Annotated in this window: 11 protein-coding genes; 9 read left to right on the forward strand and 2 right to left on the reverse strand. The window is 62.2% G+C overall.

From position 1 onward, the window contains the following. Complete coding sequence (locus tag AAGT95_RS10995; RefSeq protein WP_342593803.1) at positions 1-1,581, forward strand: PucR family transcriptional regulator; 1,581 nt, start codon at positions 1-3, stop codon at positions 1,579-1,581. A gap of 64 nt (positions 1,582-1,645) precedes the next feature. Then, positions 1,646-2,362, forward strand: a complete 717-nt coding sequence (locus tag AAGT95_RS11000) for a haloacid dehalogenase type II (RefSeq protein ID WP_110601197.1) — start codon at positions 1,646-1,648, stop codon at positions 2,360-2,362. Positions 2,363-2,368: 6 nt separating this feature from the next. Here AAGT95_RS11000 and AAGT95_RS11005 read toward each other — a convergent pair whose 3' ends face one another. Then, positions 2,369-2,926: a DinB family protein gene (locus tag AAGT95_RS11005; RefSeq protein ID WP_342593804.1), complete on the reverse strand. Its 558-nt coding sequence runs from the start codon at positions 2,924-2,926 to the stop codon at positions 2,369-2,371. A 44-nt stretch (positions 2,927-2,970) separates the two neighbouring features. Here AAGT95_RS11005 and AAGT95_RS11010 point away from each other — a divergent pair, with 44 nt between their 5' ends. Together AAGT95_RS11010 and AAGT95_RS11015 are read left to right on the forward strand one after the other, a co-directional pair. Next, positions 2,971-3,603 (forward strand): LysE family translocator, encoded by a 633-nt coding sequence (locus AAGT95_RS11010; protein ID WP_342593805.1) that lies wholly within the window; start codon positions 2,971-2,973, stop codon positions 3,601-3,603. A 212-nt stretch (positions 3,604-3,815) separates the two neighbouring features. Continuing rightward, positions 3,816-4,808, forward strand: a complete 993-nt coding sequence (locus AAGT95_RS11015) for an adenosine deaminase (protein ID WP_342593806.1) — start codon at positions 3,816-3,818, stop codon at positions 4,806-4,808. A 53-nt stretch (positions 4,809-4,861) separates the two neighbouring features. On the opposite strand, the gene AAGT95_RS11020 is transcribed toward AAGT95_RS11015, so the two are convergent. Then, positions 4,862-6,094, reverse strand: a complete 1,233-nt coding sequence (locus AAGT95_RS11020) for a pyridoxal phosphate-dependent aminotransferase (protein ID WP_342593807.1) — start codon at positions 6,092-6,094, stop codon at positions 4,862-4,864. Between the two features lie 893 nt (positions 6,095-6,987). Here AAGT95_RS11020 and bcsQ point away from each other — a divergent pair. From bcsQ to AAGT95_RS11045, 5 genes are read left to right on the forward strand one after another with little or no spacing between them, the layout of a single operon-like run. Beyond that, the gene (bcsQ, locus tag AAGT95_RS11025) at positions 6,988-7,770 is read left to right on the forward strand and encodes a cellulose biosynthesis protein BcsQ (protein ID WP_110601208.1); all 783 of its coding nucleotides are present in this window, start codon (positions 6,988-6,990) and stop codon (positions 7,768-7,770) included. Beyond that, positions 7,771-12,258, forward strand: coding sequence for a UDP-forming cellulose synthase catalytic subunit (gene bcsA, locus AAGT95_RS11030; protein ID WP_342593808.1), 4,488 nt, complete (start codon positions 7,771-7,773; stop codon positions 12,256-12,258). Continuing rightward, positions 12,248-16,465 carry a cellulose biosynthesis protein BcsC gene (locus AAGT95_RS11035; protein ID WP_342593809.1) on the forward strand — a complete coding sequence of 1,406 codons (4,218 nt, stop codon included), beginning with the start codon at positions 12,248-12,250 and terminating at the stop codon, positions 16,463-16,465. The genes bcsA and AAGT95_RS11035 overlap by 11 nt, the downstream gene beginning before the upstream one ends. Next, positions 16,462-16,947 (forward strand): cellulose biosynthesis protein BcsD, encoded by a 486-nt coding sequence (gene bcsD, locus AAGT95_RS11040; protein WP_342593810.1) that lies wholly within the window; start codon positions 16,462-16,464, stop codon positions 16,945-16,947. The genes AAGT95_RS11035 and bcsD overlap by 4 nt, the downstream gene beginning before the upstream one ends. Beyond that, positions 16,880-17,998 (forward strand): glycosyl hydrolase family 8, encoded by a 1,119-nt coding sequence (locus AAGT95_RS11045; RefSeq protein ID WP_342593811.1) that lies wholly within the window; start codon positions 16,880-16,882, stop codon positions 17,996-17,998. The genes bcsD and AAGT95_RS11045 overlap by 68 nt, the downstream gene beginning before the upstream one ends. Positions 17,999-18,755: the final 757 nt, after the last annotated feature.

The raw sequence follows: 18,755 nt of genomic DNA on the forward strand, positions 1-18,755 counted from the left end.
GTGTCGGTTGACGAAACCGACCTGAAGCGGCCGCCGGTCGAGCTCGACCTGGCCACGGCGCTGCGCGAGACCAATCTGCGTCACGCTCGCGTGGTGGCCGGCGAGCGCTCGTTGGATCGGCCGTTGCGCTGGGTGCACATGGTCGATCATCCCGATATCGTCGCCTGGGTTCGCGAGGGTCAACTGCTGTTGACCACCGGTTACCACTGGCCCGACGAACCGGCCGCCGAGCGCTCGCTGATCGAGGCGCTGGTGAAGAAGGGGCTCGCCGGCGTGGCGCTGGCGGTGCCGAGGTTTCTCACTGCCTTTCCCGAGACCAGCCGTCGCGTCGCCGAATCGCTGGATTTCCCGCTCCTGGAGATTCCCTGGGATGTACCGTTCAGCCAGATCACCGAGGAGGTGCACGCCTGGCTGATCGCCCGTCAGGGGCAGTTGATCGCCCAGGCGGAGAGGATTCATCGCGATCTCACCCGGTCGGCGCTGACTGCGCGCAGTCTGGGCGATATCGCCACGGCATTGAGCCTGTTGCTAGAGCGGGACGTGCTCTTTACCGGTCTGGAGGGCGAGTGGCTGGGAGGCAGCGCCGAACTCGACACGAGGCGCCTGCCGACATCGGCCATGCTGACCGATGCCCAGTTCCTGACCTCGGTCTCGGCGCGCTCTCTGGGCGAGGAGGGCGATGGCCGAATGCTGGCCTGTCCGGTACGGATTCTGGAGATGCCGGCCGCCACGCTGTGGATCGACGAGACGGCGTCTCCCGTCGGCGAGCTGGAACGGCGCGCCGCCGAGCAGGCTGCGCTGATCTCTGCACTGCACCTGTCCCACCAGCGGGCGCTGCAGGCACAGGAGACCCGGCTCGGCTACGCCTTCGTCGACTCGTTGCTGGAAGGGCGGTTCGAGCCCACCCCGGCCGCGCTGGAGCGGGCGTCGCTGCAGGGGTGGGACCCCCGAGCCGGCTACCATGTCTGTGCCATCCTGCTCAACGAGCCGGTGCCGCTGAGCCGGGACGGGCTGCTGCGTCGGGAGCGATGGGAGCGTCGCCTGAGGGAGCTGCTCGAGACCCAGGGCCTGCCGCCGCTGATCTCCGTCTCGCTCAACCAGTTGCTGTTTCTGGTTCGCACCGACATCTCGACCGCAATGCTGTGGCGCGAACTCAACGATGGCGCGGCGGCCATGGCGATCAGTCGCGAAGCGCGGGGGGCGACAGCCATCGCCGAGGGCGCCGGCGACGTGGCGCGCCTGCTGCCCTCCCTCAGGCCGGGAGAACGCCGGGATTTCGAAGCCTTGCTGTTCGACCGGGTGCTGGAGGGCGATGCCGAGGCGCGACGACTGTTCCTCGAACGCATCTCCCGTGCCCTGGGGCAGGGCGCGCGGCGGCAGAGTGCTGTCGAGACGCTCTCGGCGCTGGCGGACAGCGGCTTCCAGCTGGCGCAGACCGCCCGGGCGCTCGATATCCACATCAGCACGCTGCGTTACCGGATCGAGCGATTGGAGACGGCGCTGGGCATGCCCCTGAACGACGCCGACGCCAGACTGCAGCTCCAGGTCGCCATACGCCTGCTCAACACGGAGTCCGGTTGAACGCCAGCCGAAGCATTGACATACGACTCTGGAAACGCATTTCGACACTACCCGAGAGAACACCATGCAATTGACGGATTTCACCACCCTGACCTTCGACGTCTACGGCACCCTGATCGACTGGGAGAGCGGCATGGTCGCCGGGCTGCAGCCGCTGCTGCAGCGCACCGGGCTGAGCCTGAGCCGCGACCAGGTGCTCGAGGCGCACGCCCGACATGAATCGACCCAGCAGCGTTACACGCCACACCTGCAGTATCGGCTGCTGTTGGCGGTCGTCTACAAGCGCCTGGCGGAAGAGTGGGGCGTGGCGGTCAACCATGACGAGTGCCTGGCCTACGGTGACTTCGTCAAGCAGTGGCCGGCCTTCGCCGACACGGCGGAGGCGCTTGGCTATCTCAAGCAGCACTACAAGCTGGTGGTGCTATCCAACGTCGACAACGAGAGCTTCGCTTACAGCCAACGCAAGCTTGGCGTCGAGTTCGATGCGGTCTACACGGCGGAGGACATCGGTTCCTACAAGCCGGCGGCGCGCAACTTCGACTATATGCTGGAAAAACTCGGTGAGCGCGGGATCGACAAGTCGAAAATCCTGCATACCGCCGAGAGCATGTTCCACGATCACCAGCCGGCCAACCGCTATGGACTGGCCAACTGCTGGATCTATCGTCGCCACGACAAGGAAGGCTTCGGCGCGACCATGAATCCCGGCGACATGCCGACGGTCGACTTTCGCTTCAACAGCATGGCGGCGCTCGCCGAGGCGCATCGCGAGTTGGCGTGATCGCCTTCAGCGAAGTGCCCCCCACACCTGCGCTTCGCTGATGCCCAGCGCCTCGAATTCCGCCTGCCTCAGTGGCGCTTCGTCGAGCAGGAAGAATTCGTCGAGCTGTGGCGGGGCGACGTCGGTCTCCGAAAGCATGGCATGAACCTGGCCACGGTGATGCGTCTGGTGGACGAAGAGATGTGCCAGCACGCGATGTGCTGGCTCGAGTTGTCGACGGTCGGCCCGCTCGAGTGTGACGTTGTCGGCGAGCGTCGAAGGCTTCAGCTCGTCGCAGACAGCGATCAGTCGTCGGTCCAGCATCTCCTGCGCCGGCAGAAGCGTATCGATGCGCGCGTGCGGTGTCTCGTCCTCGAACGCCCGCTGACCGAGCGTGCCCCCCTCGAGCGCGTCGATGTAGTAGGCGTCGACGACCAGGATATGGTTGAGCGTGGCATGGATCGACGGGAAAAAGCTGCTGCGCCTGGCCTGTAGCTCGGCCACCGACAATCTGGCGCAGGCCTCCAGCAGGCGATGGTTCGACCACAGATTGCAGTAGGCCTGATGGCGAAAGTGTTGGATCATGACAGGATTACCTCGCGCTTCTCTTCGGCATCGCAGGAGTCGTCATGGAAATCCTACACGGTTTGGTCGTCATCACCTTCGTGCATCTGCTGGCGGCCGCCTCGCCGGGGCCGGACTTCGTCCTCGTCACCCAACAGACGCTCAACCACGGCAAGCGCATCGGCCTGCTGTGCAGCCTGGGCATCGCGCTGGGCCTGTCGATCCACATCGTCTATTCCGCCTTCGGGCTCGCCGCGGTGATCGCCAATTCCGCGGAAGCGCTGTGGGCGATCAAGCTGCTGGGCGGGGCCTACCTTCTCTATCTGGGGATCAAGGGGTTGCGCTCACGGCCGGCTGCCGTGACGGCTAACATCGGTGACGCCCCGGTGGTAGCGCCGCGCTCGGCGCTGCGAACCGTCGGCACCGGGTTTCTCTGCAACGCGCTCAACCCCAAGGCACCCATCTACTTCGTCTCGCTGTTCACCATCGTGCTGTCGCCGTCGATGCCGCTATACCAGATCGCCATCTACGGCGCCTGGATCATGCTCATCCAGTTGGGTTGGTTCTCGGCGGTGGCACTGTTGCTCTCCACGCCGCCCATTCATCGGGGGTTCAAACGCTTCAGTCACTGGATCGACCGGGTGCTGGGGCTGGCGATGGTGGCGTTGGGTATCAAGGTGCTGACGACGCGGGTGTGATCCCGAAAATGCCGGCACACAGCTGCGTTCGCCCGCATTGCGTTGAAATCCGGCTCAAAATGCTCGTTTACTCCCCGTAAACGGCGTTTCTTCGACGGAGTTTGCCTCCAGGGGTATCGCTCGTGACGTCCGTCGGCACCTCGCCGACGCTTTCCTCGCCGACTCATTTTCGGCATCCTGAATCGCATTCCATCTACCGGCGAGGAAAGCTCATGGAGACTTGGTTGCGTGAACTGCCCAAGGTCGAACTGCATCTGCATATCGAGGGTTCGCTGGAGCCGGAGTTGATGTTCTCGCTGGCGGCGCGCAATAACGTGGCGCTGCCTTACGATACCGTGGACGAAGTGCGCGCGGCCTACGATTTCAGTAATCTGCAATCTTTTCTGGACCTCTACTACCAGGGTATGCGGGTGCTGCACACCGAGCAGGATTTCCATGATCTGGCGATGGCGTACCTCGAGCGTGCCCACGAAGAGGGCGTGGTGCATGTCGAATTGTCATTCGATCCCCAGGCGCATCTGAACCGGGGAGTGGAGCTGGCGATCCCGTTCGAGGGGTTGCGCCGCGCGATGCGAGATGCACAGCGCCGCTGGGGCATGACCACGGCACTGATCATGAGCTTCCTGCGCGATCGTGATGCGAGCGAAGCGATGGATGTGCTCGAGAAAGCGGCGCCCTTCTACGAGTCGATCGACGCGGTGGGGCTCGATAGCGCGGAGGTGGGCAATCCGCCGGCCAAGTTCGCGGCGGTATTCGAACGGGCCAAGGCGCTGGGCATTCCTCGCGTGGCGCACGCAGGGGAGGAGGGGCCGGCGGCCTATATCAGTGAGGCATTGGACGTGCTCGATATCTGTCGGGTCGATCACGGCGTTGCCTGCTTGCAGGATGAGACGCTGCTGGAGCGTCTGCGTGAGTCCCAGGTGCCATTGACCGTCTGTCCACTCTCCAACGTGCGATTGAAGGTCGTTCCGACGATGGCCGATCATCCGTTGCCCGCGATGATCGAGCAGGGTGTGAAAGTCACGCTCAATTCGGACGATCCGGCCTATTTCGGTGGCGGCGTGCTGAATAATTACCTGGCGTGTTTCGAAGCCTTCGACTGGGATCGGGAGCTTTTCAAGCAGTTGGCGGGCAACGCGATCGAAGTCGCGTTCATGTCGGAGGCTCGCCGCAGCGAGCTCTTGGAAAGGCTGTCGACCTGCTGAACGGTTTCGAACCCCGCGCGAGACTGCCCGCCGAAGATGGCGGGCAGTCTCGTTCAGCCCTCTAGATAGGCAGTGGTGTCCTGTGAAGCCTCGGCCAGCTCGGTAAGGAACGGAGTCAGTCGGTCGAGCGCTTCCTTGGCAAGCTCGGGATCGATGGCGAAGCAGATCCGAAGGTAGTCTTCACCCTCCGGACCGAAGGCGCTGCCCGGAGCTACGCCGACTTTGGCTTCCCGCAGAATCCGCTTGGCCATCTCCAGGCTGGATTCATCGAGCCCGTGAACCTTGAAGAAGAGGTAGAAGGTACCTTCGGGTGAGAATACGGTCACGTTGTCCAGCGCGGTCAGCCCGTGGACCAGGACGTCCCGCGATGCCTGGCAGCGGGCGACCTGCTGGGCGATGAACTCATCGCCCTCCTCGAGAGCGACGATGCAGGCCCGCTGAATGAACGATGCCACGCCGGTGGTGTTGTACTGGCAGAGTCGGGCGAACAACTGATCCATGCCGCCTGGGAATGTGATCCATCCCGCACGCCAGCCGGTCATGCACCAATTCTTGGAAAACGTGTTGGTCACCAGCAGCTTGTCATCAGGCTTGCAGATCTGCAGGAAGGATGGCGCCGGGCCTCCGCCGTCATAGACGAAGTGATTGTAGACCTCGTCGGCCACGATCCAGAGCCCTTTCTCTCGGCAGAAGTCTCTCAGCCGCCGCATGTCCTCGAGCGGCATGCGCCAGCCCGTCGGGTTGGACGGTGAGTTGATGAAGACGGCACGGGTGCGCTCGGTCACTCTGGCGAACAGCTTGTCCAGGTCGAGCTCGATATTGCCATCCGGATGGAAGTCGAAGGCAACCGGCACGTTGACTCCTCCCACGATCTCGATCATCTGCCTGGCATTGGGCCAGGCCGGGGTGGGCATGATGACTTCGCTCCCTTCATCGAGAATCGCCTGCATCGCCATGGTGACGGCATTCATGCCTCCGATGGTGACGCAGAAGCGATCGCTGGAGACCTCCACCTGCCAATGGCGACGATGGTAATCGGCCAGTGCCTGGCGAAGCTCGGGCAACCCTTGAGAGTAGCTGTAGCGGGTATCGTCGTCCTTTAATGCATCCATTGCCGCCTGTTTGATGTATTCAGGTGTCGGCAGGTCACCCTCACCGATCCAGAGCCTGACGACCGAGGCGTCGTGCCGGGCGAGATCCGCGACCGCGACGATCTGGTTGTCGGGCATCGTGTGAACACGGGAAGAGCAGGAAGGACGCAGGCTTGAGGGAATGACGTCAGACATGGAGGGGCTCGCTGGTGGTCAGGGGCGCATGCCTCGATCATAACGCCTCGATGGCGAGTCGACTAATGACGGATCTCGTACGGCATCGGGGGAGTGACGGCAAGGCGAGGAATCTTCGTGACATCGCGTTAACGATCAAAGCGAATTGATTACCTTGAAAATATTCGCGGTGAGAAGGGTGCTGAAACTCATGCGGAATCAGGGGTGCGCGACGAAAGATAGCGCCTGTGGAGTATTAAAAAACTAATGAAAAAAGACTATCTGTAGAATGGTGCGTGCAATTCGCCTTTAGTGTGTTACTGTTTGTATCTATATATGGCATAAATCTAATAAATTGGTGGCTTATTGGGGCTCGGCGATTCGGGATGTCGCCGCGATAGCCGCCGCGGACATCTGGCTCGGGGAACAACTGTGACGCAGTCTCAGGATATTTCGCATTTGTTGAGGGTGGTAGGAGAGGACCGGGTACGGTACCAGGAGACCGCTCCCCAGTCCGGTCAAGGACGTTGGTTGCTCCTCAACCAGGTTCGAGGTGTGCCGCTCGCCGACTCCAGTGCGATGGCGCCACCGCCGCCCCGAGTAGAGACAGTCGCCCCTGGCCAGCGGGAGCCTGCCGTCCAACGAGCTGACATTGCGGTGTCGCCGGAGCCGGCGTGCTCGTCCGTGACTCCCGGACTGTACCCCTCGCGGCCGGCACTGGCGCCGCAGGAACAGAACGAGCCGGCGCTGCGCGGGTCGCTGCCGACGCTCGAGAGAGAACGGCCGCATCCGCCTGAACCATTACCGAACTTCAAGCTCTTCGAGGCGGAAGTCCCGGCCAGTGCCTCCTTGGCGTCCGGCCCCTCCGAGGGACACGGCGAGCCTCTGTCCAGCCTGCTGAAGCGGATCTCACGATGCCGCTGATCAATATCATGTCACCCAAGGGCGGTGTCGGTACCACCACGCTCTGCGCCAATCTCGCTGAGGCGCTGCGGCGCCTCGGATATCGCGTCGTCATGATCGACTTCGATCCGCAGAATGCGTTGTGCCTGCATTCCCGGTTCGGTCTGGATGACGAAAGAGGGTTGGTGACCCGATTCGAGGAAGAAGGCGACTGGCGTGCCTTGCTGCTGCCGGTCGCGGATGGTGTCGAGATGCTGCCGTTCGGATTGGGCAGCGTCAGCCAGCAGCGTGCACTCTTGCAAGCGCTCGGCCAGCGCAGTTTCGTCGAACCTCACCTCGAGCGACTGATACAGAGTCGCAATACCTTCGTGCTGGTGGATATGCCAGCCGGCCAGAGCCCGGTGACAGAGGTCATGCGCGATATCGCCAACCTGTCGTTGGCCGTGTTCCTGGCGGATCCCGCCTCTCTGGCGCTACTCCCACGAATGAATGCGTTTCACGGAGAAACCGGAGCGACCCAGAATGATGGGCGGTTGGGTTACGTCATCAATCAGATGGACACGCGTTCGCGGCTCAATCGCGAAGTGGTCGGTCTGATGCTCGAGCGCTTCGGCCCGTACCAGTGGGGTGTCGTGCACCGGGATGAAGCCCTTATGGAGGCGTTGGCCGAACAGCGCTCCGTATTTGATCTGGCGCCTGCCAGTGCTGCGGCAAGGGATATCGGGGAACTGGCTCGACGTCTGGCCGAGCGCTTCCCGCTGAATTTTGCCGGTGACGGTGGGAGGCCATTCTAGGTGGCCGTATTCAAGAACGCCGTGTCGCGTCTGTGGCTGGTGATCGTCGTCCTGATCACGCTGCCTGTGATTGCCTTGACCGTATTGACGCCCATGTCGGTGGCGCACCAGGGGCTGTTTGGCCTGATCACCGTAGCGGCGATGCTCATCCTGTTACGGTTGCGGGCGAAGTCCAAGCCCATCGCGGTCTTTCTGATCCTGTTATCCGCCGTCATCTCAACCCGTTATCTGTATTGGCGTGCCACCGAGACACTGGTCTTTCAGAGTACCCTCGAGGCGATTCTGGGGTATGGGCTTTTCGCCGCGGAGACCTACGCATGGCTCATCCTGATCATGGGATACCTGCAGAATCTCTGGCCGCTGGAAAGGAAAGTCGAACCGCTTCCGGACGACATGGAACGGTGGCCGAGCGTTGACGTATATATACCCAGCTATAACGAGAGTCTGCAGATCGTGCAGGATACGGTCCTGGCGGCGCAGAACATCGATTACCCGCGCGACAAGTTGAGCATCTATCTGCTTGACGATGGCCGTCGCCCCGATTTCGCCGCCTTTGCAGCGTCGGCGGGCGTCGGCTATATCACCCGCGATGACAATCAGCACGCCAAGGCGGGCAACCTCAATCACGCTCTGAGCAAGACCGGGGGCGAGCTCATCTGCATCTTTGACTGCGATCATGTGGCCACGCGCGGTTTTCTACAGATGACAACGGGCAGTTTCCTGGTGGATGACAATCTCGCGCTGATTCAGACTCCGCACCATTTCTACTCCCCCGATCCGTTCGAGCGAAATCTCAGTGTGGGCCATCAGATGCCCAGTGAGGATGAACTTTTCTATGGGCTCATCCAGAAAGGGAACGATTACTGGAACGCGACCTTTTTCTGCGGTTCCTGTGCAGTCATTCGCCGATCGGCGCTGGAGGAAATCGATGGATTCGCCGTGGAAACGGTGACCGAAGATGCACACACGGCGCTCAAGCTTCAGCGCCGAGGCTGGAAGACCGCCTATCTGGGGATCCCTCTGGCCGCAGGCCTGGCCACCGAGCGGCTTTCCCTGCATGTCGGCCAGCGCATGCGTTGGGCGCGTGGTATGACGCAGATCCTGCGCAGGGACAACCCGATGCTGGGCAGAGGGTTATCCTTCATGCAGCGGCTCTGTTATCTAAACGCCATTCTGCACTTTCAGTTCGGTCTGCCGCGAATCGTCTTCCTGACGGCGCCGTTGGCGTATCTGCTGATAGGGCAGAACATCATCGCGGCCTCGGCATCGATGATCTTCGTCTACGCCTTGCCCCACCTGGCCCATACCCTGGCACTCAATTCGCTACTGCAGGGGCGCTATCGTTTCAGCTTTTGGGCGGAAATCTACGAAACGGTGTTGTCCTTCCATTTGGTGAAGGTGACGTTCTCGACACTGATCAACCCGCGGCGAGGCAAGTTCAACGTGACGGACAAGGGGGGACTCCTGCCGGAGGGTTTCTTCGATTTTCGTATCGTGCGTCCTCACTTGATAGTGGCCGTCTTGCTGTTCGTGGCCATCGTCTGGGGCGTGGTCAGGTTGATATGGGATACCCACTTCGGCATCGAACGTGGCGTCATGTTTCTCAATCTGTTCTGGGCCTCCTTCAGTCTGCTGATGCTGATGGCGGCCATTGCCGTCGCCAGGGAAACCCGGCAGGTCCGGCATGATGTGCGGGTGGATGTCTCGTTACCGGCGACGGTATACATGGCCAGCGGGCACGCCATATCGGGATTGGTCAACAACCTGTCGATGGGGGGAGCGCGCATTGAGGTGCCGTCCACGGCGGGCAATTTCGTGGGCGAGATCGAGTGGATCGAGTTACATCAGGATCAGCGCTACATCGCCTTCCCGGTATCCGAAATCCGCCGGGAGGCGCTGGAGGAGCGCCCTGACACCAGCGAGGTGCGGCTGCGTTTCGGGCGCCTGGATATCGGCCAGCGGCGCATGCTGGTGCGGGCCGTGATGGGCCGTGCGGATGCTTGGTTGCCTACTGGCGAGCAGGTCGATCATCCTCTGCGGTCGCTATGGTGGGTCGTCAAGGCCGTCTTCGGGCTATTCTTCACCTCCTGGCAACGCCGGCATGACGGTTCTCGGAAAACCATCGTCCAATCGGCTTGGCCCGCCGGACGCCTGCTCCTGCTTACCTTCCTGGCGGCGCTTCTGCTGATTACGGCACGCAGTGCGCTCAGCCAGGAGTCGGTGTCGTCGGACGTCACTCTTACCGCCGGCCCGCGCCCCTCGGCCGTCACGGGGTTGCCCGCGCCACAACGTCAGGCGGATGGCGGACTCTCGTTTCTCGCTGGGGGCAGCGGCAACGCCTCTTCCGAAGCCTCTGGTCCGGTCTGGGAGAGCGTGACTCTAGGGGAGCTGAATGGCGAGCGTGACATGGTGCTGGGTGGCAGCCAGACCCACTCCGGCGTGGCTTTTTCGCTACGCCCTGATGACATCGCGACGCAAGCTTCACTGGTGCTCGACATTCGCATGCCCGAAACGGAGATGGCCTCGCGTGCGTTTCTCAACGTATCCCTCAATGGCCAGCTTCTGAGAAGCGTCGTTCTCGACAAGGAGGCCGGAGAGCGCTTTTCGCTGACACTGCCCGTCGCCCCCGCACTGCTGGTGACTCACAACCAACTGGACTTTGCGATTACCCGTCAGCAGAGCGAAGAGTGCCTGTTCGAGGAGGGTGTCAGCGGCGGGCTGGTCATTGCCGCCGAGTCGCTGATTCAACTATCGCGGCAGCGATTCGCTCTGGGGCATGATCTGGCCAATTATCCACTGCCGTTCTTCGATGACGTGGCGATATCCCCCCCTCACGTCTCCATCGTCGTTCCCGAGCACCCGAGCGAGACGACATTGCAGGCGGCAGCACTGATGGCCTCCTACATCGGGACCCGCGTCGGATCCCGAGGCATCGACTTCGATACGCATTTGGGCGAACTGCCGGCGGAAGACGCCATCGTCTTCACCAACCGAGACGAGCCGATTCCCGGCATTACCGCCGCACAGTCGGCGGGCGATGGCGTGCGGCTGATCGACAATCCGCGCGATCCGACCCGCACGCTGATGCTGATTCATGGTGACGATGCAACGGGCGTGCTTTCCGCCGCGCGCTATTTCGTGGCCAATCAGCCGACGCTTTCGGGAGCCGAGGTGGCGGCAAAGCCGGTGACGCGTTCCTCTCCGGAGGCCTACCAGGTCCCCAACTGGATCTCGACGCAAGTGCCGGTCAGGCTGGATGCGCTGGTGACGCCCGACACATTGGTCAGTCCGGACATCGCCCACTCGGCCATCGATATCAACTTCAGAGCGTCACCGGATCTCTTCCTGTGGCCGGGAGACACGATTCCCCTGCGTCTGCGTTATACCTTTCCCGGAAGCGATTGGCTGGATGAAACTCGCTCACGGCTGGACGTCAACCTCAACGGGACCTATCTCGGTTCCCTCGGTGTCAACCACACCGGCTTCCTCGAGCGCGCCTGGGGCTGGCTCGGTGGCGACACTCGCCGTGACAGCGGGGTGATCGATATTCCGCCCTACCTGATCTATGGCGAGAATACGCTCAGTCTCTACTTCAATATCCAGACCCAGGATAGTGCCGGCTGCGCGCCGGTCGGCGGCAATGTGCAGAGCGAAGTCGACGGAACGTCGACACTCGATCTAAGCCGGACCCGTCATTTCGACTCGCTTCCCAATCTCTCTTACTTTGTCGGGGCGGGGTTTCCGTTCACGCGATATGCAGATCTCTCGACAACGGCATTCATTCTCTCCGCGCAACCCGATGCCAACGAGCTGACGGCGATGATGGGAGCCGCCGCTCGCCTGGGCGAGTCGAGCGGGGTGGCGGCCTATGGGGCGCGTGTCGGATTGGGTGTGACCGGGTTACAGCAATACACCGATCGCGACCTGCTGGTCATCGCGACCACGGATTCTCCGGTCTCGGCAGCGCTGCTTGCGGAGGGCTCGGTTCGCATCATCGATAACAAGCTGGTAGCCGAGGATCTGCCATGGAGCCAGCGCATGATGCGCTGGGCTCAGGGCGACTGGCGCAATGACGGCGATGCGTTGCAGCGGGCGCTGATCAGTCGCCGTAGCGTCAACGCCTTGATCGGCGTCGAGGCGCCTTCCGGCGGCGGGCGCAGTGCCATTCTACTGACGGCGGCGGACTCCGGCGCCATGCCGAAAATGATGTCGGCCTTCTCGGACCTGGCAGTCAGTGCCGCCATTCGCGGCGACGTCGTTCTGATCGACAGCGACCGTACCGTCAGTAGCTTTTCCCTCTCGCCCAAATATCAGGTCGGTAGCATGCCATTGCCGCTTTACTGGGTATGGCTCTTCAGTCAGCGCCCTTGGTGGCTGATGTGGTTGCTGATCGGTTGTCTGCTGATGTGCACGATGCTCCTCTATCCGGCGCTGAAACAGCGTGCGGCCAATCGCCAGCCCTCGAAGGAGGACCGTCATGAAGCGTGATCTGTGGCGGAAGGCCATTTTATTGTGCGCGCTCGGGGGGAGTGCTTCGGTTCTGGCGCAGTCATCGGATGCGACGCTTCAGCCGTTATTCGAGCAGGCCGATTTCTGGCAGTCACATCAACGCAATGATCTGGCCGAAGAATCCTTGAATCGGGTACTGACGGCGGATCCTGGCAACCCCGAAGCGCTCTATCGTCTGGGAATGATGGCCGTCGCCAATCAGGACACGGAAGCGGTGACACGGTGGCTCTCTCAACTGTCTCAAGCCGCGCCGGACGACCCCCGGGTAGAACGATTGCGCCAGGCGCAGGCGCGCAGTGACATCGACAACGCCGAACTGGCTAGAGCCCGGGCGTTGGCGCGCGCCGGCAATACCGAGCAGGCGGTGCGGGCGTATCAAAGCCTGATCTCACCCACGGACCCACCGTGGGATCTGGCCCCGGAATATTACGAAACGCTGGCAGGTACGCCCGAGGGCTGGGAGCAAGCGCGTGCCGGCCTGGAACGTCTGAATCAGCGGGATCCGGGCGATCACGCCGTGTCTCTGGCGCTGGCCCGGGTTCTCACCTATCGAGCAGAGACTCGCGAGGATGGCATCGCGCGGCTGGCGGCGATGTCCCAGAGTACGGATGTGAAGGCTGCCTGGCGTCAAGCCCTGCTTTGGCTCGATGCCAGTGCTGACGATCAGGGCGTGTACGAACGCTATCTGCAACGTTATCCCGACGACCAGGCGGTGCGGGAGTACTATCTTGCCAAGACCGCGGCACCCGAGACCGACACGCTAGGCGCGGCGCGACAAGCCGGTTACACGGCTCTGGACAAGCAGAACCTCGATGAAGCGCAGCGTCAGTTCCAGCGTGTTCTGGACGAGACGCCAAACGATGCCGAGGCGCTGGCCGGGCTGGGTCTGGTTCAACTACGCCGGCAGCGTTTCGCCGAGGCGCGGGACGAGCTTGGCAGAGCCATCTCGCTCTCGCCGCAGAGCGCTTCTCGCTGGCAGGGGGCGTTTCGTAGCGCCAGCTTCTATGCGGAATTGGCCGAGGTTCGGCGTCTGGCGGACCAGGGGCATCTCGACCAGGCGCTGAGCAAGGTGGCTCCGCTGGGTCGAACATCCGGCCAGGATGGCCGCTCCGCACAACTGCTCGAGGCAGAACTGCTGCGCCGCGACGGACAGCTGGAGGCTGCGGAGCAGGGGTATCGTCGGTTGATGGAGCGCAGTCCCTCCGACGTTGCGGCGGCCAGTGGTCTTGTCAACGTGCTTCGGGACCAGAAACGCTGGGACGAGGCGGCTCAGGTTGCCGAGAAGTTGCCGGCCCGAGTTCGCGACGGCCTTGGCGATCCGCGTCATGATCAGGCGATGGCGTTGCGACAGCAGGCGAACCAGTCTCTGTTGGCAGGTAACTCGACGCAGGCACAGCAGCAGTTGATTCAGGCGGTCAATCTGGCTCCGGAAGATCCCTGGATACGATTGGATCTTGCGCGTCTCTATCAATCTCAGGGCAAGCCGTATCAGGCCAGCTTCGTGATGTCCCCGCTACTGGGAACGGCTGCTTCGCCGGATGCACTCAAGGCGGCGGCGCTGTTGGCCAGCGAGCAGCAGCATTGGGACGAGGCGGCGGAATTTCTCGATCGCCTGCCGACGGAGGGGCGAGATGCGGACACCGTCGCCCTGGCGCAGCGGGTGACGTTCAATCGGCGGCTGGCGTCTCTACGCCAACGCCTGGACAGTCACGATCCCGCCGCGCGACAGGCGCTGCTCGACTGGTATCGACAGCCGCCGCAGACGCCTGCGGATCTGGGTGGCCTGGCGCTGTTGATGGCAGACAACGGCGAACAGGGAATGGCCCTGCAACTCGTTCGGAGTCGCCTGGCCGATGCCGACATCGACGAGTCCCCAACCGACTATCTGAACTACGCTCTCGTGCTCGCCAAGTCCGGACGTATCCGCGAGGCGAACGATCTGCTGCGACGGCTGGATGAGGCGGCCTCGAGCAGCGAGGATCGTCTGGCAGTCCAGTCGACCGCGCGAGGCCTCGCGGTCGTCGAGGCCGACAGACTGCGTCAGCAGCAGCAGTATGCGGCCGCCTACGACGTGTTGCTGCCCCAGTTGCAAGCCGCGCCGGACGACACCTCGCTGTTGCTGGCTCTGGGGCGACTCTACTCCAGTGGCGACATGCCCGAAGCCGCGGGGACTGTCTATGACCACCTGCTGGAGCGGAATCCGGACAACGATGACGTGCTCGCTGGCGCGGTGAACGCGGCGCTTGAGCAGGGCGAGGGCGACCGTGCCGAGCAACTGCTGGTGGACCATGCTCCCATTCGATCGCCCGAGCTGGTGGTGTTGGCGGCGCGCACCGCGCGCATGAAGGGAGACCATCGGCAGGCCGTTCAACTGCTCGAGCAGGCGCGGGCGCAACGACTCCAGCAGGACGGCGATCAGTGGCTGCTGCCTGGAACACGAGTCGCCAGCAGTCAATTGCTGCTGCCAGGCAATCCTTTCCGCCGGACGCGGGATGCCGCCCGGGTGACCGTCGCGAATGCCGGCGCGATGGCTTCCCGAGGGGCCTGGCTGCCGGGCGCGCCGGATTCGTCGCAAGCGTCGGCGGGTGTCGATTCGATTGCCGATGATCCCGTGCTGGTGGAGATCGACCGCCTGTTGGCGGAACTGCATGACGAGACGGCGACATACCTGAAGCCGGAAGCGACATTGCGTTCCCGAGACGGGGAGGAGGGGCTCAGCGAGCTCACTTCGCTAGGCAGCAGCGTCACTTTTTCGGCGGCGCCATTCAAGCGCGGTCGCCTGGAAGTGTCGCTCTCGCCCGAATATATCTCTGCCGGGACACCGGGCAGCAACGCTCGCGGCCGCTACGGCTCCAACGTGTTCGTGGATGCTGCCGAAAACCTAAGCGACAGTCTGGACGGTGTCGGTACCGTGCTCGACAGCATTCAGCAGTCGGCGGACAGTTACGCGGCGCTGCAGATTCAGGCGCAGGAAAATCCGGATGACCCGCTGATCGAGCGGCAGCTGGCGCGGGCGGCGGAGAACTTCGATGACGCCTTGTCGCGTAATCCGTTCTTCGAGTCCGGAATCGAAACGGCCTCGCTCTCGACCGAGCAGTTGGCAAAATTCCGGACGGCGGTTACGGATTTCGTGGTGACGGATGATCTGTCGACAGCCGATCAGGCGCAATTGCGCCGCGATATCGACGTGCTGTTCGACGCGGATTTCCAGAATGTCGACGCCGATGGGTTCGATGATATTCGCCAGACACTGGAAGAGAGCATTGCCAACGTGCAGCAGGGTATCGCGCGCCGTTTGAGTTCGGTGCCCAGCGCGGCACGCAGTCCCGACTCCATCCATGATGCAGGGGTCGGTCTGAGACTGGCATATCGCTGGGATAGCGCGGACATCGATATCGGCGCCACGCCTCAGGGCTTCGAGAAGTCCAATGTTGTCGGTGGCGTCGCCTGGCGCCCCAAGTTGACGGACAACACCACGCTGGAACTGAAGATTGAGCGACGGGCGGTGACGGACAGCGTCCTATCCTACGCTGGGGTCAAGGATCCACTGACAGGCGAAACCTGGGGCGGCGTGACGCGTACCGGCGGCGCAATCGGTATCGCCTACGATGATGGTGACAGCGGAGCCTACGCATCTGCAGGCGCCTACGCGTACGAGGGCGAGCATGTTGCCGACAACCACTCCGTGGAGGTCACCACGGGTGCCTATGTTCGCCCGATCAACGAGCCGGATCGCCAGCTTCAGATCGGGGTCAACCTCGGCTACATGGGGTACGACAAGAACCTGCGCTACTTTACCTATGGTCACGGAGGCTACTTCAGTCCGCAGGATTACGTGAGCCTCTCGCTGCCGATCAGTTACCGACAGCGCCAGGACAAGTGGACCTACCACGCCAGCATTGCACCGGGTTTTCAGAGCTACAGCGAGGACGATGCTGACTACTTCCCCGAAGATGGTGATGCGCAGGATCTGCTGGACACGCTGGCTGGGGCAGGGCTGGTCGGCCAGTCGCGCTATCAGGGCGAGAGCAAGAGCGGCTTCGGCATCACGCTGAAAGGGGGCGTTGCCTATGAGGTGGCGCCGAACTTGAGCGTCGGGGGCGCGGTCGGCTATGACACCTTTGGTGATTACTCGGAAAGTACGGGGCAGTTGTATCTCGATTATCGCTTGGGAGCGGGACCTTGAAATCCATCGATGAACACGATCGTCTTAGTCTGGATTACTTCACCCGGCGGCACTGCAGCCGCCAATGGCGAACCTTTCTTAAGGTATTGGCCAGCGAGATGCAGTCATCGGCAGGCAAGGAAGAGAGTGCGAGATTCATGCGTCACGTCGGCCGTCATCTCGCAAGCGAGTACCCGCTGGACGCGCCGGCGACCCTGGGCGATCTCGAAGCTCAGATCAACGCGCGATTGGACAGTATGGATTGGGGATGGTGCACGTTGAACGCAAGCGATGATCATCTGGCTATCGAGCATGTCGCCTACCCCGTGGCGGTCGATACGGTCGAAGATCCGGTGGCTGGCGAAGCCTGGACAAGGACCATCAGCGCATTGCTCGAAGGGCTCTACAAACATTGGCTCGATGGAGAAGGCGGCGATGCCCCTATTGCGTACCGGCATGGAGAGCCGGGGCGATACCTGGCATTTCGCTATGGCGGTTCCTGAGCGTTGGCAGTTCCTGAGCGGGCGACTGCGCCAGGGACTGTGGATCATGGTGATGCTGGCGATGTCGGCCACGGCATGGGCTCAACCCTTCTTCTCCCGCGGTGACGCGGGCTGGGAGAGCTACAAGTCGCATTTTCTGTTGCCGGAGGGTCGGATCATCGATACCGCCAACGGCAATGTCAGTCATACCGAAGGGCAGGGCTGGGGGATGTACCTGGCGGTTCAGTTTCAGGATCGCGAAACCTTCGACCGGTTGTGGCAATGGACCGAAGCTCACTTGGCGAGAGAGGATGTCGCCCTCTATTCGTGGCGCTATGACCCGGCGTCCACGCCTCCCGTCGCGGATATCAACAATGCCAGTGACGGGGATCTGTTCATCGCCTGGGCACTGCAACTGGCCGCTGATCGCTGGGACGACCCGAGATATCGGGCTCGCGCCGACCAGATACTGGATGCGGTCCAGGATGACCTGATCGTGGAGGTAGCGGGATATCGCATCCTGCTGCCCGCCATGCAAGGGTTTCGTCACCCCGGGTACGTGAACATCAACCTGTCCTACTGGGTCTTGCCGGCATTGCGGGATTTCGCGGCCAGGGAGCCCGCCGGTCCCTGGCAGTCGCTGATCGACAGTGGCGCCCGACTGTTGACGCTGGCCCGATTCGGCGACCATGACCTGCCTGCCGACTGGTTGAGATTGAGCGACTCTGCCAGATTGGCGCCTGCCGAGAAGTGGCCGCCACGCTTCGGCTTCGAGAACGTGCGGGTGCCACTCTACTTCACTTGGGGCAATCGTCGAGATGTCGACACGCTCGAGGAGATCGCGCGATTCTGGGATACACCGCTGCCCCCGGCCTGGATCGATGTGACTACCGGCGAGGTCGCGGGATACCCGCTATCCGAAGGCGGAATGGCCATCAATGCGCTGTTGGCGGGAAAACCGTGGGAGATCCCGCAACAGTCTGCTGCGGGAGAAAACTACTACTCGGCAACGTTACTGATGTTGGCACGGGTCGCGGCCAACCAGCTCAGTCTGAGCGGGAGTTACCCGTGATGGCGAGTCGCGCGGCCGAATCGGCGGTGGATCCGGCGCGACTTGTCTCAGTGGCCGCGGATACTCACCGTCGAGCGTGCCGAGCATCGACCGTGGCGGTTGCTGAGCGTTACCCAACTCGGCGGCGCCCCCGATAGAAGCCGGAGTTAGGGGTCAAGTGAGTGCGGCGGCAAAGGTTCAGCGACCCCTATTCGAAAGTGGCCGACGTTCGCGTTGAATATGGCTCGTCGCCGCTGGACCTGGCATCCACCGACTAGGACTGGCTTGAGAGTCCCCTCCGACATCGAGTTGATACCCCTCAATTCGACACCCGAACCAATACTTCTGATGATCGGCGCCTCTGCCGTTCTTTCCCCCTCAGCCGCGCCGCGCTTTCGATTGATGCGTCGATTGGCCCGAGTCCTAGAAAAGTGTCATGGCTTCTTCCGGACATCGTCTGAATACGGGAAGCAAGGCATTGGGCCAGGTTGGCGGAGAGGGCATCGCACCAGAAGGTCTCGCCCGGGGCATGGCCCCGGCGAAACCTGTAACGCGATCGATTTAAGGGGGCTAATCGTCTCTTTGGTCGAGTCCCGTTGCGCTAACATTTTATAACACGCTGGATTTGCTAAGGTTTGTAAAAACTGCGCTACGATCAATAAAAGCTCTGCAGGATAATTAATAAAATCTTGTTGCTTCTGGATACCAAACGGTTACTTTTCGCGAATGATGGGGGTGCCTGATTCCCCGTGTCTTCTGTCTGCTGAGGTGAAAGTCG

It is taken from the genome of Salinicola lusitanus (assembly GCF_038648475.1).
GTDB lineage: Bacteria > Pseudomonadota > Gammaproteobacteria > Pseudomonadales > Halomonadaceae > Salinicola > Salinicola lusitanus.